Source organism: Rhizobium sp. P1_C7 (assembly GCF_056406295.1).
Genome location: NZ_JBFUAL010000013.1, coordinates 102,298 through 126,096, shown reverse-complemented (window position 1 = coordinate 126,096; position 23,799 = coordinate 102,298). Strand labels below are relative to the sequence as shown.

The 23,799-nt window shown below is 60.9% G+C and carries 24 protein-coding genes; 10 read left to right on the top strand and 14 right to left on the bottom strand.

The features are described 5' to 3' along the window. Positions 1-7 precede the first annotated feature (7 nt). Positions 8-1,903 carry a bifunctional sugar phosphate isomerase/epimerase/4-hydroxyphenylpyruvate dioxygenase family protein gene (locus AC1D2R_RS20750; RefSeq protein ID WP_477969967.1) on the bottom strand — a complete coding sequence of 632 codons (1,896 nt, stop codon included), beginning with the start codon at positions 1,901-1,903 and terminating at the stop codon, positions 8-10. A 254-nt stretch (positions 1,904-2,157) separates the two neighbouring features. On the opposite strand from AC1D2R_RS20750, the gene AC1D2R_RS20745 reads away from it, so the two are divergent. The 6 genes from AC1D2R_RS20745 (at position 2,158) to AC1D2R_RS20720 (ending at position 6,606) form a co-directional block, all read left to right on the top strand. Next, complete coding sequence (locus tag AC1D2R_RS20745) at positions 2,158-2,988, top strand: transporter substrate-binding domain-containing protein (RefSeq protein WP_477969965.1); 831 nt, start codon at positions 2,158-2,160, stop codon at positions 2,986-2,988. 109 nt (positions 2,989-3,097) lie between these two features. Then, complete coding sequence (gene aroQ, locus AC1D2R_RS20740) at positions 3,098-3,541, top strand: type II 3-dehydroquinate dehydratase (protein ID WP_477969963.1); 444 nt, start codon at positions 3,098-3,100, stop codon at positions 3,539-3,541. Between the two features lie 31 nt (positions 3,542-3,572). After that, positions 3,573-4,241, top strand: coding sequence for an amino acid ABC transporter permease (locus tag AC1D2R_RS20735; protein WP_477969961.1), 669 nt, complete (start codon positions 3,573-3,575; stop codon positions 4,239-4,241). A gap of 9 nt (positions 4,242-4,250) precedes the next feature. Continuing rightward, complete coding sequence (locus tag AC1D2R_RS20730) at positions 4,251-4,892, top strand: amino acid ABC transporter permease (protein WP_477969959.1); 642 nt, start codon at positions 4,251-4,253, stop codon at positions 4,890-4,892. An 84-nt stretch (positions 4,893-4,976) separates the two neighbouring features. Continuing rightward, the gene (locus AC1D2R_RS20725; RefSeq protein WP_477970038.1) at positions 4,977-5,705 is read left to right on the top strand and encodes an amino acid ABC transporter ATP-binding protein; all 729 of its coding nucleotides are present in this window, start codon (positions 4,977-4,979) and stop codon (positions 5,703-5,705) included. A 70-nt stretch (positions 5,706-5,775) separates the two neighbouring features. Beyond that, complete coding sequence (locus AC1D2R_RS20720) at positions 5,776-6,606, top strand: shikimate dehydrogenase family protein (protein WP_477970036.1); 831 nt, start codon at positions 5,776-5,778, stop codon at positions 6,604-6,606. Positions 6,607-6,679: 73 nt separating this feature from the next. On the opposite strand, the gene cobM is transcribed toward AC1D2R_RS20720, so the two are convergent. Both cobM and cbiE read right to left on the bottom strand, forming a co-directional pair. Further along, on the bottom strand, positions 6,680-7,438 hold the full coding sequence (cobM, locus tag AC1D2R_RS20715) for a precorrin-4 C(11)-methyltransferase (protein WP_477969957.1): 759 nt from the start codon (positions 7,436-7,438) through the stop codon (positions 6,680-6,682). Between the two features lie 10 nt (positions 7,439-7,448). Next, positions 7,449-8,681, bottom strand: coding sequence for a precorrin-6y C5,15-methyltransferase (decarboxylating) subunit CbiE (gene cbiE, locus AC1D2R_RS20710; RefSeq protein ID WP_477969955.1), 1,233 nt, complete (start codon positions 8,679-8,681; stop codon positions 7,449-7,451). Here cbiE and AC1D2R_RS20705 point away from each other — a divergent pair. Continuing rightward, entirely contained in the window at positions 8,680-9,450 is a 771-nt protein-coding gene (locus AC1D2R_RS20705) for a cobalt-precorrin-6A reductase (RefSeq protein ID WP_477969953.1), read from the top strand. The genes cbiE and AC1D2R_RS20705 overlap by 2 nt on opposite strands. Here AC1D2R_RS20705 and AC1D2R_RS20700 read toward each other — a convergent pair. From AC1D2R_RS20700 to cobF, 5 genes are all read right to left on the bottom strand, one after another. Continuing rightward, on the bottom strand, positions 9,414-10,178 hold the full coding sequence (locus tag AC1D2R_RS20700; protein WP_477969952.1) for a precorrin-3B C(17)-methyltransferase: 765 nt from the start codon (positions 10,176-10,178) through the stop codon (positions 9,414-9,416). The two genes, AC1D2R_RS20705 and AC1D2R_RS20700, sit on opposite strands and share 37 nt — an antisense overlap. Next, complete coding sequence (locus AC1D2R_RS20695; protein ID WP_477969950.1) at positions 10,175-10,906, bottom strand: precorrin-2 C(20)-methyltransferase; 732 nt, start codon at positions 10,904-10,906, stop codon at positions 10,175-10,177. The genes AC1D2R_RS20700 and AC1D2R_RS20695 overlap by 4 nt, the downstream gene beginning before the upstream one ends. Then, complete coding sequence (locus AC1D2R_RS20690; RefSeq protein ID WP_477969948.1) at positions 10,903-11,535, bottom strand: precorrin-8X methylmutase; 633 nt, start codon at positions 11,533-11,535, stop codon at positions 10,903-10,905. The genes AC1D2R_RS20695 and AC1D2R_RS20690 overlap by 4 nt, the downstream gene beginning before the upstream one ends. A gap of 2 nt (positions 11,536-11,537) precedes the next feature. Beyond that, positions 11,538-12,902, bottom strand: coding sequence for a precorrin-3B synthase (cobG, locus tag AC1D2R_RS20685; protein WP_477969946.1), 1,365 nt, complete (start codon positions 12,900-12,902; stop codon positions 11,538-11,540). Between the two features lie 66 nt (positions 12,903-12,968). Beyond that, entirely contained in the window at positions 12,969-13,736 is a 768-nt protein-coding gene (cobF, locus tag AC1D2R_RS20680) for a precorrin-6A synthase (deacetylating) (RefSeq protein WP_477969944.1), read from the bottom strand. Positions 13,737-13,933: 197 nt separating this feature from the next. Here cobF and repA point away from each other — a divergent pair, with 197 nt between their 5' ends. The 3 genes from repA to AC1D2R_RS20665 are packed head-to-tail and all read left to right on the top strand — an operon-like array spanning position 13,934 to position 17,243. Next, positions 13,934-15,130, top strand: coding sequence for a plasmid partitioning protein RepA (repA, locus tag AC1D2R_RS20675; RefSeq protein WP_477969942.1), 1,197 nt, complete (start codon positions 13,934-13,936; stop codon positions 15,128-15,130). Then, positions 15,127-16,116 (top strand): plasmid partitioning protein RepB, encoded by a 990-nt coding sequence (repB, locus tag AC1D2R_RS20670; RefSeq protein WP_477969940.1) that lies wholly within the window; start codon positions 15,127-15,129, stop codon positions 16,114-16,116. The genes repA and repB overlap by 4 nt, the downstream gene beginning before the upstream one ends. A 2-nt stretch (positions 16,117-16,118) precedes the next feature. After that, a complete protein-coding gene (locus tag AC1D2R_RS20665) occupies positions 16,119-17,243 on the top strand; it encodes an RHE_PE00001 family protein (protein WP_477969938.1) in 1,125 nt (374 codons plus the stop codon). 132 nt (positions 17,244-17,375) lie between these two features. Here the strand turns inward: AC1D2R_RS20665 and AC1D2R_RS20660 are convergent, their stop codons facing one another. The 6 genes from AC1D2R_RS20660 to AC1D2R_RS20635 form a co-directional block, all read right to left on the bottom strand. Beyond that, the gene (locus tag AC1D2R_RS20660) at positions 17,376-18,086 is read right to left on the bottom strand and encodes a Bax inhibitor-1/YccA family protein (protein ID WP_477969936.1); all 711 of its coding nucleotides are present in this window, start codon (positions 18,084-18,086) and stop codon (positions 17,376-17,378) included. 19 nt (positions 18,087-18,105) lie between these two features. Then, the gene (locus AC1D2R_RS20655) at positions 18,106-18,873 is read right to left on the bottom strand and encodes an anti-sigma factor family protein (RefSeq protein WP_477969934.1); all 768 of its coding nucleotides are present in this window, start codon (positions 18,871-18,873) and stop codon (positions 18,106-18,108) included. Further along, complete coding sequence (locus AC1D2R_RS20650; RefSeq protein WP_477969933.1) at positions 18,860-19,399, bottom strand: sigma-70 family RNA polymerase sigma factor; 540 nt, start codon at positions 19,397-19,399, stop codon at positions 18,860-18,862. The genes AC1D2R_RS20655 and AC1D2R_RS20650 overlap by 14 nt, the downstream gene beginning before the upstream one ends. Positions 19,400-19,557: 158 nt before the next feature. Beyond that, positions 19,558-19,953: a Cu(I)-responsive transcriptional regulator gene (gene cueR / locus AC1D2R_RS20645; protein WP_477969931.1), complete on the bottom strand. Its 396-nt coding sequence runs from the start codon at positions 19,951-19,953 to the stop codon at positions 19,558-19,560. 9 nt (positions 19,954-19,962) lie between these two features. Further along, positions 19,963-22,449, bottom strand: a complete 2,487-nt coding sequence (locus AC1D2R_RS20640) for a heavy metal translocating P-type ATPase (protein ID WP_477969929.1) — start codon at positions 22,447-22,449, stop codon at positions 19,963-19,965. A 150-nt stretch (positions 22,450-22,599) separates the two neighbouring features. Further along, positions 22,600-23,799, bottom strand: coding sequence for an amidohydrolase family protein (locus AC1D2R_RS20635; RefSeq protein WP_477969927.1), 1,200 nt, complete (start codon positions 23,797-23,799; stop codon positions 22,600-22,602).

Genomic DNA, 23,799 nt, shown 5'->3' with positions numbered 1-23,799 from the left:
CGCGATCTCAGAGCGCGTCCTTCGGGATTCCTTCCGGACGCATCTGTTTCTTGAGTGCCGCGATCCGAAAGATGGCATTCGGCGCGCCGTATCCCCGATAACCGCGGCGTTCGACGATCTCGAAAAAGAAACCCTCGCCATATGTTCCGCTGTAGAGCTGGAAATACTCGCCGTGCTCGTCGCAATCATAGAGGATGTTCTCCGTCTTCAACCGTTCCGTCATTGCCGGATCAAGGCCGAAGCGCGCTTCGACGTCGTCATAGTAGTTCGGCGAGATGTGGAGGGATTTGAAACCGCAGGCCCGCAACTCCCGCGCTGTGGCAAAGATATCGTCTGTCGCAAACGCCAGGTGCTGTATGCCCGATCCAAACTTCTCGGCGATGAAATGCCCTGCCAAGGTGCGGCGATTCTCGGCGCCGTTCATGGTAATCCTGAGCTCCCCGGTTTCGTTTTCGACAACCTGACTGCGCACCACCCCGGCCGGATCGATGATATCGACCATCGGTGTCTTGCTCGTCTCGAAGATCGATGTGTAAAATAAAAGCCAGGTCAGCATTTCATCATAGGCAACCGTCTGGGCGACGTGATCGATACGCAGAAGGCCGGCTGACGCCGCGTCGCTCTCATCCTCGACCGGCCTAAAGTCAATCTCCGAGAAGCGACCCAACGCGCTCTTGTCGTCAATGAGATAGACAACCCCGCCTCCGACGCCGCGGATGGCGGGCAACTCCAGTTCACCCTCAGCAACAGGCTGAAGGAAGGCTTCGGCGTCCAGCACAAGCGCGCGAGCATACGCCTTTGCGGCATCGTCTACGACGAGTGCGATGGCATATGCAAAGGTCCCATGGACGGCGTAGGCCGCGTTCGCAAACCCTGCCTGGTCGACATTGACGAGGATCCGGATCTCACCTTGCTCGAACAGGAAGACCTTCTTCGTGCGGTGGACCGCCGTCTTTCGGAATCCGAGAGTGTGCAACAATCCAACCAGCTCGACGGCGTCCTCCTCGTCGGTGGCAAACTCCACGAAGCCGACACCTTTGACGGACGCCCTTTTGGGCATGGCCGCTCCGGTCAGATATCCATCGCCGAGGTTGCGGCGTACCTGGTCGCCAAGATAGATCAGTGAACGGTGGCCATCGGCAGCGATCGCCCGCGACGAACCGCCTCGAAACTGGTCGTTGAAGATCTCGAGCGAGAAATAGCCATCATAGCCTGTTGCAGCGACGGCCTCGGTGAACGCAGTGACAGGCAGATCGCCCTCACCCGGCATGTTTCGGAAATGGCGGCTCCAGTAAAGCAGATCCATGTCGATCAACGGAGCATCGGCGAGTTGCACGATGAAGATCTTCTCCTTGGGAATCGAGCGGATCGAATTGACGTCGATCTTGCGCGACAGCGTGTGAAAGCTGTCGAGGATGAGACCGATATTCGGGTGATCGGCGCGGCGAACAATTTCCCAGGCATCGCGGTGGTCACTGATATGCCGACCCCATGCGAGCGCCTCGTAACCCACTCTCAGTCCGCGCCTGGCGGCGCGCTCGCCGAGCTCACGGAAGTCCGCTGCGGCGCGGTCGATACCACCGATCGATACCGGTGAAACGTTCGAGCAGACGAGCACCAGATCCGTTCCAAGCTCCTGCATCACATCGAATTTTCGCTCCGCGCGATCAAAAGTGCGGCTTCGGAGCGGTTCCGGCATTCCCTCGAAGTCGCGAAACGGCTGAAACAAGGTGATCTCCAGGCCATGGTCTCGAACGAGACGTCCGACATCGGCCGGACTTCCGTCGAACGCCAGGAAATCATTCTCGAAGATCTCAACTCCGTCGAAACCCGCTCGGGCGATCGCCTCGAGCTTCTCCGGGAGTTCGCCGCTGATCGTGACTGTCGCAATCGAGGTCCTCATTTCAAAGCCTTCCGCTGTGCGTGCGAGGAGATTCAATCGGCGTTGGCCACGGACATTGCGCCAACCGCGAAATCGCTCTCTACTATTATTACAAATGTCGTGAGAATTTCAATTAGATTGGTATATCATAAATTCTCATATGATTTTGAAAAACTCGGTTGATTTGGCGAGCCGTCTCTGGCAATCATTGCTCTCACAGTCAAAGGTGAGGGTGGCTGTCCGGTCGAACGACCGCCAAAGGAGGAGGAAATTTCATGTTCAAGTCTATGCTGACACGCCGAAATGCCATGCTTGGAGCCGCGGCACTGGTGACGGCCGTAACTCTGGCGCAGCCGGCTTCCGCAATTACGCCAGAAGAGATCAAGGCCAAAGGCAAGATCATCGTCGGAATTCAGGGCGACAATCCCCCGTGGGGCTTCGTGACCAGTGGCGGCAAGCAGGACGGGCTCGATGCCGACATCGCAACGCTGTTCGCCAAGGAATTGGGCGTTACGGTCGAGTTCGTGCCGCTTGAAGTCAACAACCGCATTCCCGCGTTGACCGCCGGCCGCGTCGACGTTCTTTTTGCAACGATGGCCATGCTGCCGGACCGTGCAAAGGCGGTGCAGTTCAGCAAGCCCTACGTTGCCAATGCCATCGTCCTGATCGGGCCGAAATCGGCGGAGATCAAGACCAACGCCGACATGGCGAAGTTCACGGTTGGTGTGGCGAAGGGCGCGGCTCAGGACACGCAGGTCACCAAGAATGCACCGCCAAGCACCACCATCCGGCGCTACGATGGGGATGCGGCGAGCGTCCAGGCTCTCGTTTCCGGCCAGGTCGATACACTCGGCGGTAACATCTTCTACATGGACCGCGTGGAGAAGGCTCGTCCGGGCGAATTCGAAAACAAGCTTGAATTCCAGAAGCTCTACAACGGCGCCTGCACCCGCCTCGGCGAAAAGGAAATAAACGCGGCGCTCAATACCTTCATCGACAAGATCAAGGCAAACGGCGAGCTGAAGGCAATCTACGACAAGTGGATGAAGGTCCCGGTTCCGAATTTCCCGGAAAGCCTCGACGGCATCCCGTTCGCGGCAAACTGACGGCTCAAACGATCGAAAGCTTGACCCAGATGGTGGGCATCCCTCGATGCCCACCATCGCTACTACCATGTTGAAAGAGCGGCTTCGATCCGCGTCCGGGAGCGCGATCATGAACAAACCAATTTTTGTGCTCAACGGGCCGAACCTCAATCTGCTCGGCCAGCGCGAGCCGGCGATCTACGGCACCACGACGCTTGCGGACATTCACGAACGATGCACCGCCAAGGCAAGGGCCCTGGGATTCGAGGTCGATTTTCGGCAGACCAATTTCGAGGGCGAGTTGATCGAGAGCGTGCACCAGGCTCGCACGGATGCTTGTGGCATCATCATCAATCCGGCGGCGTATACGTTCACCTCGATCGCTCTTCTCGATGCGCTGAAGACGTTCGACCCGCCCAAGATCGAACTGCACATCTCGAACGTGCATGCGCGCGAGAGCATCTATCACAACTCGCTGATTTCGCGCATCGCCACGGCCATCATGATCGGCTTTGGAGCCGATGGCTACGAGCTGGCTATCCAGGCAATGGCTGGAATGGTCAAGCGGGACTGAACTTCAGGGAAGACCGACCGGAAAGATCACGATGAACTACAAGTTGGACTTCACTCCGGTGATAGACGGCCTGCCGAGCCTCCTGCTCGGCTGCCTCGGTACATTCCTGCTGGCGATCTGCGGGATGCTGCTGGCGATCGTGATCGGAATCGGTGGGGTTGCCTTGCGCGACTCTCCTCTCAAGCCGGTGCGATGGCTGGTCATCTCCTTCGTCGAGCTGATCCGCAACACGCCGTTTCTGGTGCAGATCTTCTTCATCTACTTTGCGCTTCCCCTCACCGGCGTCCGGCTGGATCCGACACCGACAGCCATTATCGCGCTCGGCATCAATGGCGGCGCCTACGCAATCGAGATCATTCGCGGCGGCGTGCAATCCATCCCGAAAGGACAGATGGAAGCGGGCCTGGCGCTTGGTCTGCACAAGGCTCAGGTCTTCAGACTGATCATCCTCAAGCCGGCATTGCGCGCGATTTATCCCTCGCTGACCAGCCAGTTCATCCTGTTGACGCTGTCCACAAGCATTGCCTCGGCGATCTCGGCCTACGAGCTGACATCCGTTTCCCAGCGCATCGAATCCGAAAGCTTCCGGAGCTTCGAAGTCTACTTCACGGTCACGGTGTTCTATCTCGTGATCTCCTGGCTGATGATGCGCATCTTTGCGCTCTTTTCGGCGCGCTACTTCAAATATCCCGTCAAGTAGGAGGGTCTCATGGGTCGCGAAGAATTCGTCTTCCTCCTTATCGGCCTGAAATGGACCGTCGTCCTGTCTGCGGTCGGCTTCGTCTGCGGCTGCATCGCCGGCCTTTGCGTCGCGCTCGCTCGCACCTCGGGCGTGCCTCTGCTGGAGCGTGTGACGGCTGGCTATATTGCGGTTTTCCAGGGAACACCGCTTCTGATGCAGCTCTTCGTCGTCTATTACGGGCTAGCACTGGTGGGTCTGAGGCTCGACGCATGGGTTGCCGTCGCAATTGGCCTGACGCTTCACGCCAGCGCCTATCTCGGCGAGATCTGGCGTGGAGCGATCGAGGCGGTGCCGCGCGGCCAGACCGAGGCCGCAAAGGCGCTCAGCCTCAGATATGTCTCGCGCACGAAGGACGTCATCCTGCCGCAGGCGCTGCGCATCTCGCTTCCCGCGACGGTCGGTTTCCTCGTGCAGCTGATCAAGGGCACCTCGCTGGCGTCGATCGTCGGTTTTACCGAACTGACGCGGGCCGGCAACATCATCTCCAATCAGATCTTTGAACCGCTGACGGTCTTCGGGATCGTCGGCGCGCTGTATTTCCTGATGTGCCTGCCATTGACCATCCTTGGTGCGCGCCTCGAACGACGATTTGCCGCGTCGGCCCGCTGATACGGCGCCAACCTCTACCGCCTGCCAATGACACCTGGAGTCCTGCCAATGACCGACCTTACATCTGCGATAGGCGCAGACACGATGATCACCATGGAACGGGTGGAAAAGTGGTTCGGCGCGTTTCAAGCCCTGCGCGACATCAACATGTCGGTCCGCAAGGGCGAAAGGATCGTCCTGTGCGGGCCGTCCGGCAGCGGAAAGTCCACCCTCATACGATGCATCAATCATCTGGAGAGCTACAGCAAAGGCGAAATCCACGTCGGCGGCATGCTTTTGGGCAACCAGGCAAAGACCATCGACGCGATCCGGCGTGAGGTCGGCATGGTCTTCCAGCAGTTCAATCTGTTCCCGCATCTGACGGTGCTGCAGAACTGCATGCTTGCGCCCATGCGGGCGCTTGGCATCAGCAGGGCGCAAGCCGAGGAGCGGGCGCGCGCGCTTCTTGAGCGGGTCAAGATCCTGGAGCAGGCCGACAAGTACCCGGTGCAACTCTCCGGCGGCCAGCAGCAGCGTGTGGCGATTGCCCGCGCGCTGTGCATGCGGCCGAAGGTGATGCTGTTCGACGAGCCGACCTCGGCGCTCGATCCGGAGATGGTCAAGGAGGTCCTCGATACGATGATCGGGCTGGCCGAAGAGGGCATGACGATGATCTGCGTCACGCACGAGATGGGGTTTGCCCGCCAGGTGGCCGATCGCGTGATCTTCATGGCGAGTGGCGCGATCGTCGAGGAAGCGCCACCGGCCGAGTTTTTCACCAACCCGCGCCATGAGCGAACGAGAAAGTTCCTCGGAGAAATCCTGCGGAAGTGAGCAGCCATGAAGCCGCTGGAGATTGCAGTCACCGATCCCGCCGCTTCCGATCGCCAGAAAGTCCAGCAAAATGATCACCGGGACCACCAAACTCATCGCACACCTCGGCTACCCCACCGAGGCATTCAAGGCGCCGCTGATTTACAATCCATATTTCGAGCAGAACGGGATTGATGCCGTTGTGGTGCCCATGGGCTGCAGGCCGCAAGACTATCGCGCGTTTCTGAAGCTCATCTTCCGGCTGTCGAATATCCACGGCGCTCTTATCACGATGCCGCACAAGATCTCGACCATGGAGCTGCTGGACGAAGCGTCGACCAACGCGAAGGTCGCGGGCTCATGCAATGCGGTTCGCCTCGGTCCGGATGGCAGGCTGATCGGTGACATGTTTGATGGCGAGGGTTTTGTTCGCGGCATTCTGCGCAAGGGCAAACCGGTTGCAGGAGCGCACGCGCTCGTCGTGGGTGCCGGAGGCGTCGGCTCGGCGATCGCTGCCTCGTTGGCACAGGCGGGTGTGGAACGTCTCGCGATCTTCGACGCCAACGGGGCGACAACGGCGGCGCTGGTCGACCGGCTGAACAAATACTATCCGCACCTGCAAGTCGCGAGCGGTTCGGCCGATCCCGCAGGTTTTGACATCGTCGTCAACGCGACCCCCCTTGGAATGGGACGGGATGACCCGCTACCGTTTGATGTAGCCCGTCTTTCGTCGTCGACCTTCGTGGGCGAAGTTGTGATGACAAAGGAGATGACCCCCCTGCTCGAGGCGGTCCGTGCCCGGGGCTGTGCATTTCAGGTCGGAACCGACATGCTGTTCGAACAGATCCCCGCCTATCTCGAATTCTTCGAATTCCCGACGACAACGGCCGACAATCTGCGCGCCATCGCGAAACTCGGTTGACGGGGGTGAGAGGATCCTCGGAACGATCCTCCACAAGTGGGGAAGGCCAGGCATGGCCTCCCACAGAAGGAGACTATCCCCTCCCCCTGAAACGTCGCTGATACGCGGGATCGTAGAGCGAGCTTTCGCGGAAGTCGCTGGTCACCAGGGACGGTCCGACGAAGATGATTGCGGTGCGCTCGATCGGTTCGTCGGCAAGCTTCCCCTCGATGTCGGCAAGCGTTCCCCACACGATCCGCTCGTCCGGCCAGGAGGCCTTCGCCACGATCGCGACAGGGCAGTCAGCACCGTAGAGCGGCGTGAGTTCGTCCACGACCTGTCTCAAGGCATGAATGGCAAGATGGATGGCGAGCGTCGAACCGGTCGCGCCGAACTTTGCCAGCGTCTCGCCGTTGGGCATCGGCGATGCGCGACCGGATACCCGTGTCAGCACGAGGCTCTGGGCAATGGCCGGGATCGTAAGCTCGCGCCCAAGGGCTGAGGCCGCGGCGGCAAATGCCGGAACGCCGGGCGTCATCGTGTAGTCGATCCCATGCCTTTGCAGGCGGCGGATCTGTTCTGCAACAGCACTCCAGACGGAAAGATCCCCCGAATGCAGTCGTGCGACATCCTCGCCTGCTTTTTCCGCCTGCAGGTATTGCCCCTCTATCTCGTCAAGCGACATCGGCGCCGTGTCGACGATGCGGGCACCTGGCGGGCAATATTTCAACAGCTCCGGCGACACGATCGAGCCGGCATAGAGGCAGACCCGGCACCGGCCGATCAGATCGCGGCCGCGCACCGTAATGAGATCGGCAGCGCCCGGGCCGGCTCCTATGAAATGCACTGTCATGTCTTCACCTTCAGTTCCTGGTCCAGCGCCATTGGGTCACGGGCATCGCCGGCCGCCAGCCGGTCATGCCGCCGATAGGGGACGCCCGCCCTATCTCGATCCGCCTCAGCGAACCGCCCAGCTCAGCGTGAATGGCGATCAGCTTCGCCTCCATCTCCAGGGTCACGGCGTTGGCAACAAGCCGCCCTCCCCCTTTGAGGCGTGCGATCGCTGCACTGAGGACACCCTTTTCACTGCCGCCGCCGCCGATGAAGATCGCGTCGGGTTCGGGAAGTGCATCGAGTGCATCGGGCGCCGTTCCTTCGACAACCGCCAGGCCCGGTACCCCGAACGCCATTGCGTTGCGGGCAATGCGCAGCGCCCTGTCAGCCGATTGCTCAATCGCGATGGCGCGCATGGAAGGGTCGCGCAACATCCATTCGATGCCCACCGAGCCCGATCCCGCGCCAATATCCCAGAGAAGCTCTCCGTAGCAGGGTTCCAGCGCCGAGAGTGTAATGGCGCGGATATCCTGCTTGGTGATCTGGCCGTCGTGCTCGAACAGAGCGTCGTCCAGACCGGCGGTGAAGGGCAACGTTCTGGCTCCCTGCCCTGCCACAACGGTTATTGCGCAAAGGTTCAGCGGATCGATGCCCGTCAGATGAAAGCCATCGGCCCGGCACTTTCTCAAGCGTTCCCGCTCGCCGCCGAGCGCCTCAAGAACCAACAACTGCGACTGGCCGAAGCCCGTGGCGCTCAAGAGTGCGGCAAGCTGACCTGGCGTATCGGCATCCGATGTCAGAGTGATGATGCGGCGGCCATGATGCAGATGCGGACGGATGAGATCGAGCGGTCGCCCGTGCAGCGACAGACACGTCGTGTCCTGCAGCGGCCAGCCGAGCCGCGAAGCGGCAAGACTGAACGAGGACGGTGCAGGAATGGCACGCATCTCGTCAGGGCTCACGCGTCGGGACAATGACGCTCCGACACCATACAGAAACGGGTCGCCCGACGCGAGCACGACAACGGGCGAGCCTCGGCGAGACATGATCGCCTCGATCGACTTTTCAAAAGGGCTTTCCCAAGGGAGACGTTCGCCGGAAATGAGGTCGGCGACCAGTGCGTGATGGCGGGCGCCACCAAACACCACCACCGCGGCGGCGACCAGTCGCTTTGCCTCGTCACCGAGCCCGTCTGGACCATCCTCTCCGATACCGATAATAGTCAGCCAACGTTGGTTGGAGGCGCAAGACATATCAGACATGGGCAAGATCCGCATTCTGATGCTCGGCGGCACCACCGAGGCGCGCGCCATGGCGCAGGCGCTGACGGGCCGAGAGCGATACGACGTTTTGATGTCGTTGGCTGGGCGCACGGAAAAACCGTCCGCCCAGCCGGTTCCAACGAGGACAGGTGGCTTTGGCGGAGCGGAGGGACTTGCGACGTTTCTGCGTGACGGTGGTTTCGACCTTCTGATCGACGCGACGCATCCCTTCGCTGCCAGGATTTCGCAGAACGCAAGCCAGGCCGCCGCGAGGGTCGGCGTTCCGGTATTGGCCCTGCGTCGCGCGAAGTGGGCGGAGCAAGAAGGTGACAGATGGACACATGTTGCCAATGTCCCCGAAGCGATCTCGGCGCTCGGCCCCGTCTCGCGGCGGGTGTTTCTGGCGATCGGGCGACAGGAGGCACACTTCGCGCAGGGTGCCCCGCAACACTTCTATCTTGTTCGTAGCGTCGATCCCGTCGAGCTGCCGATCGCTTTGCCTGATGCATGCTTCATCCTCGATCGCGGCCCCTTCGACATTGAAAGTGAGGCCCGTCTGCTTGCCGCACATCGCATCGACGTCGTGATTGCGAAGAATAGCGGCGGCGCCGCGACCTATGCCAAAATCGCAGCGGCGCGGCGTCGGGGCATAGAGGTGCTGATGATAGCGCGCGCGCCAGCCTCCGTCATGCAGACGGTCGCCACTGTCGATGAGGCACTGGCGGCAATCGATCACCTGTTTCCTCCCGAAATGAAACGCGGCGTGTAGACAAGATCCCCCTTGTCACCGCGCGCCACGACCCTTGTCTCCGTAGAGCCTATGATCACGCAGGTGGCCATGTCCGCGATCGTTGCGTCGGCCTCTGCGAGAGGCTGAACGGTGATGCGCTCGTCCGGACGTCCGGCCGCGCGACCGAAGATGACGGGCGTTGCTTGCGGAAGATGGGCGCGCAGCAACTCGAACGCCTTGCCCAGCTGCCATGGTCTGGCCTTGCTGATCGGATTGTAGAGAGCGATCACAAATCCGGCGTCGGCCGCTGCCTCAAGACGTTTTTCTATTATATCCCAAGGTTTTAGATTGTCCGATAGGGATATGGCACAAAAGTCGTGGCCAAGCGGTGCACCAATGCGCGCGGCCACCGCCAGCATCGCTGTGATGCCAGGCAGGACGACCAGATCGACGTCGAGCCATTCCTTGGGGCCGCTGTCGATCGCCTCGCAAACGGCTGCCGCCATGGCAAACACACCCGGATCGCCGCCCGATACCACACAGACAACCGCTCCTGCCGATGCAGCCCGCAAGGCGGCGGCGGCCCGGTCGAGTTCCTCCCTGTTGTCGGAGGCCTGGCGCTGCTGATCGCTTCTCAAACTCAGTCGGTCGAGGTACGGGCCATAGCCATAGAATTCCGTGGCCCGCGAGACAGCGCTCAGGGCTTCCGGCGTCATCTGGTCCGGATTGCCGGGACCGGTTCCGATCACGAACAGCGTGCCGGTCATCGGCTACTCTCCCAGCCGGGGACGAGCACGAGCGAAAAATAGGGCGCCTCGCCATCGGGGCGGTCGGCAAGCTTCACCATCGCAGCATTCGCCATGGTGCCGCGTTCGACATACACCGCTTCGAACAGCCGGCCGGATGCCTCCAGCGCGCGGCGAATTTTCGGCAGATTGCGGCCGACCTTCATGATGACGGCTGCCTGCGTGTCGGCCAGACGGCGTTGCAGTTCGGCCTCGGCCATCGTGCCGGGAAGCACGGACAAGACGTCGTCGCCTTGAACGATCGGGATGCCCGCGACCGACCAGCAACCCGACATGGCGGTGATCCCGGGGATCACCTGCGTCGGGTAGCGATGGGCCAGCCGGACATGCAGATGCATGTAGGAGCCGTAAAACAGCGGGTCGCCTTCACTGAGGACGGCGACAGTCCGGCCAGCCTCCAGATGCGTTGCGACCGCATCGGCCGACCGGTCGTAGAAGCCGGTAATCTGGCTTCGGTAGTCGGCTTCGGTCTTTTCGATCTCTGTCGTAACGGGATAATAGAGGGGTAATAGCGTCTTATCCCCGGTGAGGAGGTGCGCGACGATCGCCTTGCCGTTGCCACCCCTGCCCCGCTTGGCGAAATAGGCAACGACATCGGCAGTCTCGATTGCCTTGACGGCCTTGACGGTCAACAGCTCCGGGTCACCAGGACCCGTGCCGACCCCGATAAGACGGCCGGTGTTGGTCATAGGCCCGGCCTCGCAAGGGCGTTCACGGCAGCTGCTGTCATCGCGCTGCCGCCGAGGCGGCCAGACACAATCGCGAACGGCACCCCGTAGGAGTTTTCCGCCAGCGCATCCTTGGATTCAGCCGCGCCGACGAAGCCTACCGGCATGCCGATGATCGCCGCCGGTTTGGGCGCACCATCGCGCAGCAGTTCCAACAGATGAAACAATGCTGTCGGCGCGTTGCCGATCGCAACCACACTGCCCGCCAACCGATCCAGCCAGAGATCAACCGCGGCCGCCGAGCGCGTGTTGCCGGTCTGCCTTGCCAAACTGGCTGTACGCGGATCATGCAGCGTGCACAGCACCTCGTTCTTCGCCGGCAATCGTGTACGTGTGACCCCGTGAGCGACCATTTCCGCATCGCAGAAGATCGGCGCTCCGCCATGCAGCGCGTTGCGTGCAGCGCTGACAAAGTGTGGCGAAAAGACAAAATGCTCTGCCGCCTCCACGAGGCCGCACGCATGGATCATTCGCACGGCAATATCAGCCTCCTCAACGGAGAATCGAGACAGGTCAGCCTCGCTGCGGATGATCGCGAAGGAGCGTTCGTAAATTGCGTCACCGCTGTGAATGTAATCGTATTCTGGCATTCCTATCCCTGTCGCAGCGCTCGCGTGACGTAGCCTTTGCCGAGCCGTCTAAGGCAGGCTGCGGCCGATTCGCCAGCATGTCCCTCGTTCTTTATGAGGCGAGCGAGCTTCTCTATAGCGGAATCGATGTCGCCGCTAGCAATCTGTGCATCCGGCGCGTCCGAAGCCCGACCATCGAGTATCAGGCTATACCCGCCCTCTGCACCAGTGAGTGTGAGTGCCTGTCGCGGATGCGCGCACCCCTTGGAACAGCCCGACAAATGAACGGTCAAGGTTCCGTCCAGCAGCTCGCAGCAGCGGGCCGCCATCGTTTCCGCCAGTGTCTTGGTGGCATAAGAGCCGGATGCACAGGCCCCCGATCCGGCGCATGCGGCAATATGATCCGAGGGGTCGTGGGCGTCGGCAGACAAACCATGATGCGGAGCGAGCTCCTGAACCGATGAAGCGCCCTGCGGCGTCAGCCCGGTCAGAAAGAAACAGCGCCCCGGAGCGGGCCGGATGTCTCGGATGCCGAAGCTCTCGACCGCGTTCAGAAAGCCGACCATGTCCGCTCCGCGTATTTGTCCAAATCGCGGTTTCAGTCCGAGAACGATTTGCCCGTCGGGGGCGGCGTGAATGCCTGTCGGGGCGGTTTTTCCACGCGACGGGCCTGGCATTGCCAGGACATCGATGCTTGGAGAGGAGGGTGGCCACCATTCGCCACCAATATCGCGGCAGCGCCGGTGCCGTCCCATTGAAATGAGCAATCTCAGAACGTCGCCGACAGCGTCAACGGCCTGATCCGCTGTGCCCTTAGCGATTGGGCGGGAGTGGTGCCCGTCTCCGGCGATCGCTACCATCCAGATCGAAGGCGCAATGGCCACAAGACGGATGTCGGCGCTAATCGCGCTCAGACCGAAAACTCCGCCGCCGTCGATGAGAACAGACAGCTTCGGCGCCAACGCGGGTGCCTGGAGAAGTTCGGCCAGCCGCGTCCGGACGAGATGCTCCATCGCGGCTGCGTCCGCGACATCATCGCCAAGAATGCCGTGCAGAGGCGGCAGCTCGATCACCGGCCCCGGAAAAACGGAGATGCCGGCCGCGTCGATCGCGGATGCCATGGGGTCAACCGTGTCGGCCGCCAGCCCACGGATCTGGACGCTGCCACGTGCAGTAATCTCGAGGATTCCGTTTCCGTATCGCAGCGCGGCGCGAGCGAGCTGCCTGAATTGATGGAGGGTGAAGACGCCGCCGGCCGGTCGCAAGCGCGCCAGCAGGCCATCGCCGGTCTGCATGGGCAGCGACAGGGTCGGGCAGGCACCACGCCGAGCCGACGGCGATATCTGCCCGTCGGTTGTTTGCTTTTCTGTCAGTGTGCCGCGCGCCATGTTCGCCAATTCCTTCGATCATGTCCTTATATGATCGAGGCACTCAGAGCAAAACGGTCGAGGCGATCAAAGATCGTCGAAATCGTGACCTTTGCGCAGCAAATAGATATCCATGATCCAGCCGTGAAGCGCCCGGGCATCGGCTCGCGTCCTGACAATGTCATCGGCAACATCGGCCAGGCGTCCCGAGATCACGATTTCATCCTTCGTTCCCAGGTAGGCACCCCAGAAAATGTCCGCATCGGGGTCCTCGATCTTCGAGAACGCCTGCTCGCCATCCAACATCACGACCGTGCTATCGGCGCGATTGCCGTTTTCAGCCAGTCGGCGGCCGGTCGTGATCTCTACGGGTTTCCCGACGAGATTAAGGGGAATGCGGTGACTTGCGGCAAGCGCCTGGATGCTGGTGATGCCGGGGATGACCGTGAAGTCGAACTCCGCAGCACCGATCTGCCTTGCTCGCTCGATAATGCGGATGGTGCTGTCGTAGAGGCTGGGATCGCCCCAGACGAGAACCGCGCCCCTGCCATCGTCGGGAAGCGCGTCGATCAGGCGCACGTAGGTTTGCGCAAGCGCAGCATGCCATTCGTCCACGCTTTCTATGTAAGTCCGACCTACCGTCGCGCGTGTCGGAACGGTGAATTCGGCAATCGTCGTGTGCGCGTTGGTCAGGTAGCGCTCACAGATATCACGACGAACCGAAGCCAGGCCTTCTTTCGCCGTCCCTTTCGTTGGCACAAAGATCACATCGACGGCATTCATGCTGTTGATGGCCTGAACCGTGACGTGCTCGGGGTTTCCTGTCCCGATGCCAATGATGTGGATGTGACGCACGCCGGCTCCTCTGATCGATTGCGCCCGTTTTGCAGCAGTCAGCCGGTCTCCGCAAGGCCACGCAGCCAAGTTGGCCGCGGCCAACTTGGCTGCGCCCGCTCACCGCTATCATTGCCGCGAATCACGAATCGTGCCATCCTCGATACGCTTTTTGTCGAAGAATCGACCAAAAAGCGCATCGCTGGAGATCGGGTGTCTTGGACAACATTAGCGTATCGACGACGGATATCCGGATCGAGCGGCATGCGCACCAACTCTCGCGGCAGCTGAAGCTTCTGCGCGAAAAGCTGTTTTCGCCGTTGTTGCAAAAGACGCTGCGGACTTTCACCTCTGGCGAAGCGGCGCAGATGATCGGTGTGTCTGATGGCTACCTGCGCCAGCTTTCGCTCGATGGCAAAGGGCCACTGCCGGATGTGACGGCGAGCGGCCGGCGGTCCTATACTCTCGGCCAGATCAATGAGCTTCGCCTGCATATGGCGACGATAAAGCCGAAGGATGCGCTATCCTATTTGCCGCGGCGCCGGCCTGGCGAGACGCTTCAGACTGTGGCTGTGACCAACTTCAAGGGCGGCTCGGCCAAGACGACAACGACGCTCTATCTTGCGCAATACCTGGCGCTCAACGGGTATCGCGTGTTGGCGATCGACCTCGATCCGCAGGCGTCGCTGTCATCCATGCTTGGCGTCCAACCGGAGTTCGACCTTGATGATGGCGATACGCTCTACGGCGCAATCCGCTACGACGACAACCGCCGATCACTGAAGGATATCGTCCGCAAGACCTATTTCGATGGGCTGGATCTCGTACCTGGAAACCTCGAACTGATGGAGTTCGAGCATGAAACCCCTCGCGCCCTGAGCGACCGCCAGCGGACAGGGGAAGTGTTCTTTCGGCGCGTCGGCGTGGCGATCTGCGAAGTCGAAGCGGACTACGACGTGGTCGTCATCGATTGCCCGCCGCAGCTTGGCTATCTGACGCTCGGGGCAGTGTGCGCGGCGACCGCACTTTTGATCACGATCCATCCACAGATGGTCGATGTCGCGTCGATGTCGCAGTTCCTGTTGATGACGTCGGACCTTCTGTCCGTGGTGCGCAAGGCGGGCGGCGACCTGCAGCACGACTTCATCAAATATGTTGTGACCCGTCACGAGCCCTTCGATGCGCCACAGTCCCAGATCGTGGCGCTGCTGCGCAATCTTTTTAGCGATGACGTGCTGGCGGCGACGATCCTGAAGTCGACGGCGATTGCGGATGCAGGACTGACGAAACAATCTCTCTACGAGATCGAAAGGGGCCAGGTGCGTCGGTCGACCTATGACCGGGCGCTGGAATCGGTCAATGCGGCAAACGGTGAAGTGCTTGCGGAAATCCATAAGGCATGGGGTCGGAGATGAGCAGACGCGATCGGCTGAAGGGACTTTTTGACGATACGGCGCAGGAGTTGGCCGCGGCCAACCTGGAGGATCAGTCGCCCGTACGAGGACCGGCGGGGCCTGTGCGCTCGATGGCGTTGACCCTCGGTCGCATGGAGGAAGAAAGCAGGGCAATGCAGAAAGCGTTGCTCTCCGGTGAACGTATTGTCGAGCTCGACCCCGCTCTGATCGATGTCTCCTTCATGCGCGATCGGCTTGGCGATCTGCCACTCGATACGGATGACGAACTGGTGCAATCGATTGCCGAAAATGGGCAGGAAGTGCCCATTCTCGTCAGGCCCCATCCGGAAGACGAGACACGCTATCAGGTTGCCTACGGTCACCGTCGGCTTCAGGCGATCCGTCTGCTCGGAGGCAAGGTGCAGGCAGTCGTCCGCAACCTCGATGACACCGATGTCGTCATCGCGCAGGGGATCGAGAACTCGGCAAGGCGAGACCTTTCATATATCGAGCGGGCTGTTTTCGCCTTCAATCTCGAAAACAGGGGATTCGGTCGGCCCGTGATCATGAAGGCCTTGTCGACCGACAAGACAGAGCTTTCCAAGCTGATCTCCGTCGCGAAAGCGGTGCCGATGGAGATCATCGCGGCTATCGGCGCCGCCCCGGCCACGGGAAGGCGCAAATGGACAGCGTTGGCGCAGGGGTGGAGTGCCGCGGCAGCGGCGCGGCTTCAGACGCTGGTCAATTCGGAGGCTTTCGGTGGCCTCGAAAGCGATCGCCGCTTCGAATTGGTGATTGCCGAGCTCGCGAGGAAGCAGGAAAAACCAGACGCCGTGGAATATGATTGGACCCCCGCGACTGATGGCAAGATCAAAGGCCGCATCAAGAGCCTCCACAATTCGTTTACGATTGCGCTGAAGATGGGGGATGCGCCGCAGTTCGGAGAGTATCTGGCCCAGAAGCTCGACGAGCTTTATCAAGCCTATCGAACAGGCAAGCAGACCTAGCGATGGCCTATGACATCGATGCCTCCCTGCTGAAGAATTTGTTGCCCGGCCTGGTTCACGCGGAGGACGGGCTGGCACGGCTGGATGAGAGAGCACAGCGCTCGTCGGTCGGTGAGGGGTTCGCAGAGCGCGGTCATTTCTTCGACGCCGTCGGTGCCATGTGGGTCGCAGGCGAACTTGTGCATCTTGAGGACCTTGTTCTTCACGATGCGCATATGGACGCGCGCGCACCGAGCCATGAGCTGACAATCGCACACGGGATCCTGAGAGCGCGACGCCGGATCTGGACGAGCGCTCCCCCCTGGGCGCTCAGCAATGCAGGTCTCACGGTCCTGGCTGGGATTGGCGCAGGTGAGGAGAGGGCTCCCGAAAGCAAAAGCGCAGAACAGCTGGTGGCGGAAGACGACGACGACTTGGACGAGCCACTGTCGGCGGAACTTGCAGAGATCGACGCCGTGCTGGAGCGTTCCCAGCGCTTGCTGGACAGCCATCTGGGAAAGGCACAACCGGACAGCTTTGCCCGGCTCGTGAAGGAAAGCCGCCCTGATGACCCTCTTGGTCTCTTTGACGACGAGGAGTGGGACGAGGCAGAGCGACTGCACGAATGGCGAAACGTTATTCCCATCGCAGACGAACTGCCGCCGACAGTTGGAGCTGCAGTGCTTTTCGAGGCCTGGGAGAAAATCGAGCCGTTGCGACGCCAGCATTGGCTTGGCGGCCTGCTCGTCGCAAGCTATCTGCGGGCGCGCGGCAAGGTCGCGTCACACCTGTTTTCCTTCTATGCGGGCTTGAAGACGGTTCGCCACGAGCGGCGTCGCTCACGCGACCGATTGATACTGCTGCAGTCTTTTCTCGATGCCATGGCGCAGAGCGCGGTTCTTGGCCAGAAGGAGATGGACCGCCTGCTCCTTGCACAGACGCAAATGGAAATGCGTTTCAAGGATCGCCGCTCCAATAGCAGCCTGCCGGAGCTTGCGAACTTCGTTCTGTCGCGCCCGATGGTCTCGTCGTCCATGGTCGCCCGCGAGTTGAGGGTCAGTAGCCGCGGTGCGCTCAATTTGCTGAACGATATCGGTATCCGCGAAATCACAGGACGGGGACGCTACCGCGCCTGGGGCATCATCTGAACTGCGGGCAAAAAGAAAGTGGCCGGGCAAAACCCGGCCACTTCCCTTTGGTGAACACCCGATCCACGCATCCTGTCACAGACTGCGGACCGGGCGCTCGAGCGCTTCCATTGCCCCCAGAAGCGCTTGTTCCTATTCCCGCTCGCCCGTGAAGTTGAGCAGCAGCTGGAAGATGTTGACGAAATTCAGGTAGAGCGACAGCGCGCCGAAGACGGCTAGCTTCTGGTTCGATTCCTGATCGTGGTTCTCGGAGAATTGCTCCTTGATGTTCTGCGTGTCGTAGGCGGTCAAACCGACGAAAACCAGAATACCGATGACCGAGATCGCGAACTGCAGCGCGGTGGAGCCAAGGAAGATATTGACCACGCTGGCGATCACCACACCGATCAGGCCCATCATCAGGAAGGAGCCCATGCGGGAAAGATCGCGCTTCGTCACGTAGCCAAAAAGGCTCGTCGTGCCGAACATCGTTGCTGCGATGAAGAAGGTGCGCGCAATGCTCGTGCCGGTGAAAACGAGGAAGACAGATGCCAGCGACAGGCCCATGACGGCACAAAAGGCCCAGAAGGTCGTCTGTGCTGCACTAGCCGACATCGTCTGGATCTTGAACGAGAAGAAGAAGACGAAGGCGAGCGGCGCCAGCATGACGACCCACTTCAGCGGCGACTGGAAGATCGGCACATAGAGGGCCGGCGTGCTGCCGACGATGAATGCGACAATGCCGGTTATGACGAGGCCGATGCCCATGTAGTTGTAGACGCGCAGCATGTGCTGGCGAAGACCCTCGTCAAAGAGTGCCTGTGAGCCAACGGCAGAGCCGTAGCGTTGATTGATCGGGTTCATACAGATCTCCTCGATTGAACTAGTAAAGGGTGCGGGCAAGCTGGTCGGCTGCCCGGTCCAGCGGGATGGTGCGGTCGGCGCTGACGAGGGCATAGGCCACGTCACCGATCTGCCAATAGGCTGCTTCAGCATTGTCCAGTGCGATATGGTTTACCGACCGGACCGAAAATACGCCGGGCCGGACGGCAAAAAGCGAAATCTGTTTGCCGTCTTCTGTGCGGATGGCCATCTCGACGCTCGGTCCGAATTCCGACGGGAAAATCTGCACATCGGAGATGGTCCAGTCTTTCGGAATCTGCGGCATCACGATCGCAGTTGCGGCGCGGATATCCTCCGCCCTGTAGCTTGCAACGGCCTGCGAGGGCACGGATTGTCGTAGCACAGCGGTCTGATAGGCCCGAACGGCGTCTTCCACATAGGCCGGGGCAGGGACGGAGGCCACGACCTCGGTTGCAGTAAACGCACCAAAGGACGTGTGCGCTACCCAGCCTGCCGCAACGAGAACGCCAACAGCAGCGATCCGCTGGACTGTCTGGAATATGCGACCATAGGCAAGACCGCGCTCGAGGCGCCGCGCAGCATCGCGCGTCTCCGCACGGCCAAAGGCAGTTTCGTTTGCCAGCGCCAGGCGCAACTCGCCGCGTATGCTGAGGTCGGCCATCACCTTGGCCGCCGTTGCGGGATTTTCGGACAAATAGGATTCGACCTGGATACGGCGCGCAACGTCAAGCTCGCCATCCACATAGGCATCGAGATCGGCATCGATGATCGGATCAACTGTTTTCATTGCTGCCCCCTTCGATCAATCTCAAATGCGAGCTACGTGGCGTCTTTTCCTCGAACTCGCGCAACTGCGCACGGGCACGCGAAATCCGCGACATCAACGTGCCGAGCGGAATACCAAGTGCCGCGGCTGCCTCCTGGTAGGAGAGATCCTCGATCGCCACGAGGTGAAGCGCTTCGCGCTGCTCTTCCGGAAGGCGAAAGAATGCGCCGCGCACCTGTTGCAACCGCACGGCATGCTCCTGGCCAGCCTGCAAAGACTGGTCGGCCTCGGCTGCGGCTTCATCGTGCCGTCGCGTCTGGGATCGGCTCTGCCGGACGCGGTCTATGTGAGCGTTATGGACAATCGAGAGGAGCCAGGTGCGCAGATTGCGACCGCGACGGAAGCTCTGCCTCTTTTCGAATGCCCGAACCAAGGCATCATGAACCAGATCTTCAGCGTCATCCGAATTGCGCACGAGCGAACGAGCGTAGCGCCGAAGCGCTGCGAGCTGGCCAATGACATCGAATGGGCGTTCTTTCCGTTCCATGAATGAGTATACGAACCTGCGCCTGATTTTATTCCCGGGAAATCAAAAAAAATGAAACCTGATGATCGCCGGTTCTGATCGCGTGCGGCCCATCGCGCAGATTGCCTTTCCGAGGGGGCCCCGGGCCGTTGCAGCGCGCTCCGGTTGGGGCTGGCATCCTAGACGGCGCTTTCACCCGACAGTTCGCCAAGGATCGGGCAATCCGGGCGGTCGTTGCCATGGCAGGCATGAACGAGATGCTCGAGCGTTTGGCGCAATTCCGTCAACTCACGGATCTTCCGGTCAATTTCCGAAAGCTTGGTCTGGGTGAGCTCCTTGACATCGGCGCTTGCGCGGCTCTTGTCCTCATAGAGCGCCAGCAATTGGCGGCACTCCTCGACAGAGAAACCAAGGCCACGTGACCTCTGGAGAAATCGTAGCTTGTGAACGTCGGTCACCGCGTAGTCGCGATAGCCGTTTGTGCCCCGGTCGGGGCTGATCAGGCCGATATCCTCATAGTAGCGGATGGTTTTCGACGGCAGGCCGGAGCGTTCCGATGCTTCACCGATATTCATCGTCGTCTCCTATAATCTGACGAACCTCAGTCTCAATGCGTTGCTGATGACAGACACGGACGACAGGCTCATCGCCGCCGCAGCGATCATCGGCGACAGCAGCAAGCCGAAGACCGGATAGAGCACGCCGGCAGCCAGCGGTACGCCGAGCGCGTTGTAGCCGAACGCAAAGGCGAGGTTCTGTCGAATGTTGCGCATCGTTTCCTCCGCAAGCCGGCGCGCCCGGACAATGCCATTGAGGTCGCCCTTCACCAGGGTAATGCCTGCACTTTCCATCGCAACGTCGGCGCCCGTGCCCATGGCGATCCCGACATCGGCCGCAGCAAGCGCCGGCGCATCGTTGACGCCATCGCCTGCCATGGCGACCACCGCGCCCTTGGCACGCAATTCGTCGATCAGCGCCTTCTTGCCTTCGGGCAGGGTATCGGCGCGAACATCGTCGATCCCGAGGCTTCTTGCAACGGCACGGGCCGTCCGCTCGTTGTCGCCGGTCGCCATGATGATCCTCAAACCACTTGCATGGAGCGCTCGGAGGGCGGCGGCCGTCGTCGGCTTGATCCGATCGGCAACAGCCACGAAGCCGGCAAGCTCTGCGTCCACCACCACGAACATGACGGTCTTGCCCTCGTCTCGCAGCAACTGAAGCTGGGCGGCAAGCGGCCCAACGTCGATCCCGAGATCCTCCATCATCGCCGCATTGCCGAGCGCTATTGCTGCCTCTCCGGCCCTGCCCATGACCCCCTTGCCGGTTTTCGCCGCAAACTCGCTGACGTCGGTCAGGGCGATGCCGCGTTCCCCGGCGCCCGAGACGATCGCTTCGGCAAGCGGGTGCTCGGAGCCACGCTCGAGGCTGGCTGCCAGCCGCAGAAGCTGTCCTTCGTCCAGCCGTCCGAGCGGGACGACATCCGTCAACCGTGGCTTACCTTCAGTGAGGGTGCCCGTCTTGTCGACAATCAGGGTGTCCACCTTTGCGAACCGCTCGAGCGCTTCGGCATCCTTGATCAACACGCCCTCATGAGCGCCGCGGCCGGTGGCGATCATGATCGACATCGGTGTCGCGAGACCGAGCGCACAAGGGCAGGCGATGATCAGTACGGCGACGGCAGCAAGCAGCGCATGCGCCATGCGTGGCTCAGGACCAATGAAAGCCCATGCCAGGAAGGCGAGGAGGGCAGCGGCCACGACGGCGGGAACAAAGACTGCCGAAACGCGATCGACCGCTCCTTGAATCGGCGCGCGCGAGCGTTGGGCCTTGGCGACCATGTCGACAATCCGTGACAGTGTGGTCTCAGCACCCACTTTTTCGGCGGTCATGATCAGCATGCCGTTCTTGTTGATGGTACCACCGGTCACGACATCGCCCGTGTCTTTCTCGACAGGCATCGCTTCACCGGTGATCATGGATTCATCGACAGTGGTTTGCCCTTCGCTGATCGCTCCGTCTACGGGAATGCGTTCGCCGGGGCGCACCCGCAAGCGGTCGCCAACCACAATACTGTCAACCGGAACGTCGGTCTCCGCGCCGTCGGCACCAAGCCGTCTTGCCGTCTTCGGCGCAAGATCAAGAAGGGCCCGAATGGCTGACCCCGTTTTTTCGCGTGCTTTCAGTTCGAGCACCTGGCCGACGAAGACGAGCGCGATGATCACCGCTGCCGCTTCGAAATAGACCGGAACGGCATCGCCATGACTGCGGAACGTGTGCGGAAAGAGGTCCGGCGCAAGCGTTGCCACGACGCTATAGAGGTAAGCTGTGCCGACGCCGAGCCCAATCAGTGTCCACATGTTCGGGCTGCGATTGACAAGCGAGGCCCAGGCCCGGCGAAAGAAGGGCAGGGCCGCCCAGACGACGACCGGCGTGGCCAGAAACAACTCGATCCAGGACGACAGCTGTTCACCGATCCATCCACGCAGCGGCAACCCGACCATCGGGCCCATGCTGATGGCCAGCAGCGGGATAGACAAAGCTGCGCTGACCCAGAGCCGACGCGTGAAGTCGACAAGTTCCGGGTTCGGACCTTCGTCCGCAGGTGGAACGCCCATCGGCTCCAGCGCCATGCCACACTTCGGGCAATCGCCCGGGTGATCGCTGACGACTTCCGGATGCATCGGGCAAGTATAGAGCGTGCCCTTCGGCATAGCCGCTGCGGCCGGCCTGCTGCCATCGCGATAGGCCGCGGGATCTGCTTCGAACCTGGTTTTGCAACCGGTTGAGCAGAAATACACCTTTTCGCCTTCGTGCTTCAGGAAATGCCTGGCAGTGGCACGATCGACGTTCATCCCGCAAACCGGGTCCATGGCAGTCAGGTAATCCTGCGGCGCAGCCTCGAATCGGTTGCGGCACCCGTCAGAGCAGAAATGGTAGGTGTGGCCCTCATAATGCAGCGAGGGCTTTCCCGCATTGGGGTCTACAGTCATGCCGCAGACTGGATCGCGCACCACAGCTTCATCGGCCTCGTCATGATGATCGTGGTCATGGTGGTTGCGCGTGTGATCCATAAGATTCTCCTTCGCCTTTAAGGCAGTGGATAGGCTTATGAACCTTCCAGCAACTGGAAGGTCAAGAACAAAATGATGAAGACCGGGATATGCGACGACGGCCGGGCAGCGAGCCAACGGCGGTCTCGCCACCCATTGACGTTGAAGCCCTCAGATCAGCTTTCCGTTTCTCGCAACGAGCTGGCCGCCCTTGTAGACAGAACGCTGCTTTGGAACCTCGACGACCGCTTGCGCAACATGTTCGGCCTCGAGCACGACGAAATCGGCCTTGGCGCCCACGACCAGTCCGTAGCCGTCGAGCCGAAGCGCCTTGGCGCCGGCAGCAGTCACGATGTCGAATGCAGCCTCCAGCTCTTCGTCTGTATAGAAGCCCGAGCGATAGCCGATCATCATCGCCCGGCTCAACATGTCGCCGTCGCCATACGGCCACCAGGAATCGCGGATATTGTCGCTGCCTGAAAACACCGTAACACCGGCTGAACGCAGCAGGGCGACCGGCGGAAAATTGTGGGCACCGGGTGCGTTTGTCATGATGGAAACGCCCGAGACCGCAAGTCTTTGCGCTGTCCGCTTCGCCATATCCGCAGACACGTCGCCAAGTCCATAGGCATGGCTGACGGCGACGCGACCCTGCATGCCATGGGCTGACGCACGGTCGCAAATCTGCTCGATGGTGAAGACGCCAAGCGTTCCGGCATCGTGCAGATGAATGTCGACACCGACACCGCGCCGCTCGGCGATACCAAAGACGACATCGAGGTGGCCCTCGACATCACGGTCGAAGCTTGCGGGATCGAGGCCACCGACCAGATCGGCGCCGAGGCCGATTGCGGCGTCCATCAGTTCCGGCGTACCGGGGCTTTTCAGGATGCCGCTTTGCGGGAAGGCAACAAGCTCAATGTCGATCAGATCGCGGTACTCGTCGCGAACCTTGAGGATGGTTTCCAGCGACTTGAGACCGACCGAGGCATCGACCATCACATGGCTGCGCATGGCCGTGGCGCCATTCGCAATGCAGAGCTCCAGTTGCTTGCGCGCGCGGACATCCATCGGCTCGGCGATCGCCATGTTCTGATGCTGAAACGCGACACGTTCGTGCACGTCGAAACCATCAGTGCAAGGCTTGTGCGAAATCCATTTGCCGCCGTAAAAGCTGGTATCGAGGTGGATGTGACCCTCGACGAAACCCGGCAGTATCAGAGAACCGGCGAGGTCGATTACCTCTTGCCCATCTTTTGCCTCGCTTTCGCCGGCTGTGATCGCTGCAATGCGTCCTGCGGTCACGGTGACGGTCCGGAGCTGTCCGTCGGGGAATTTTGCGCGCTTGAAGAGGGTCTGGCTGAAGGACAA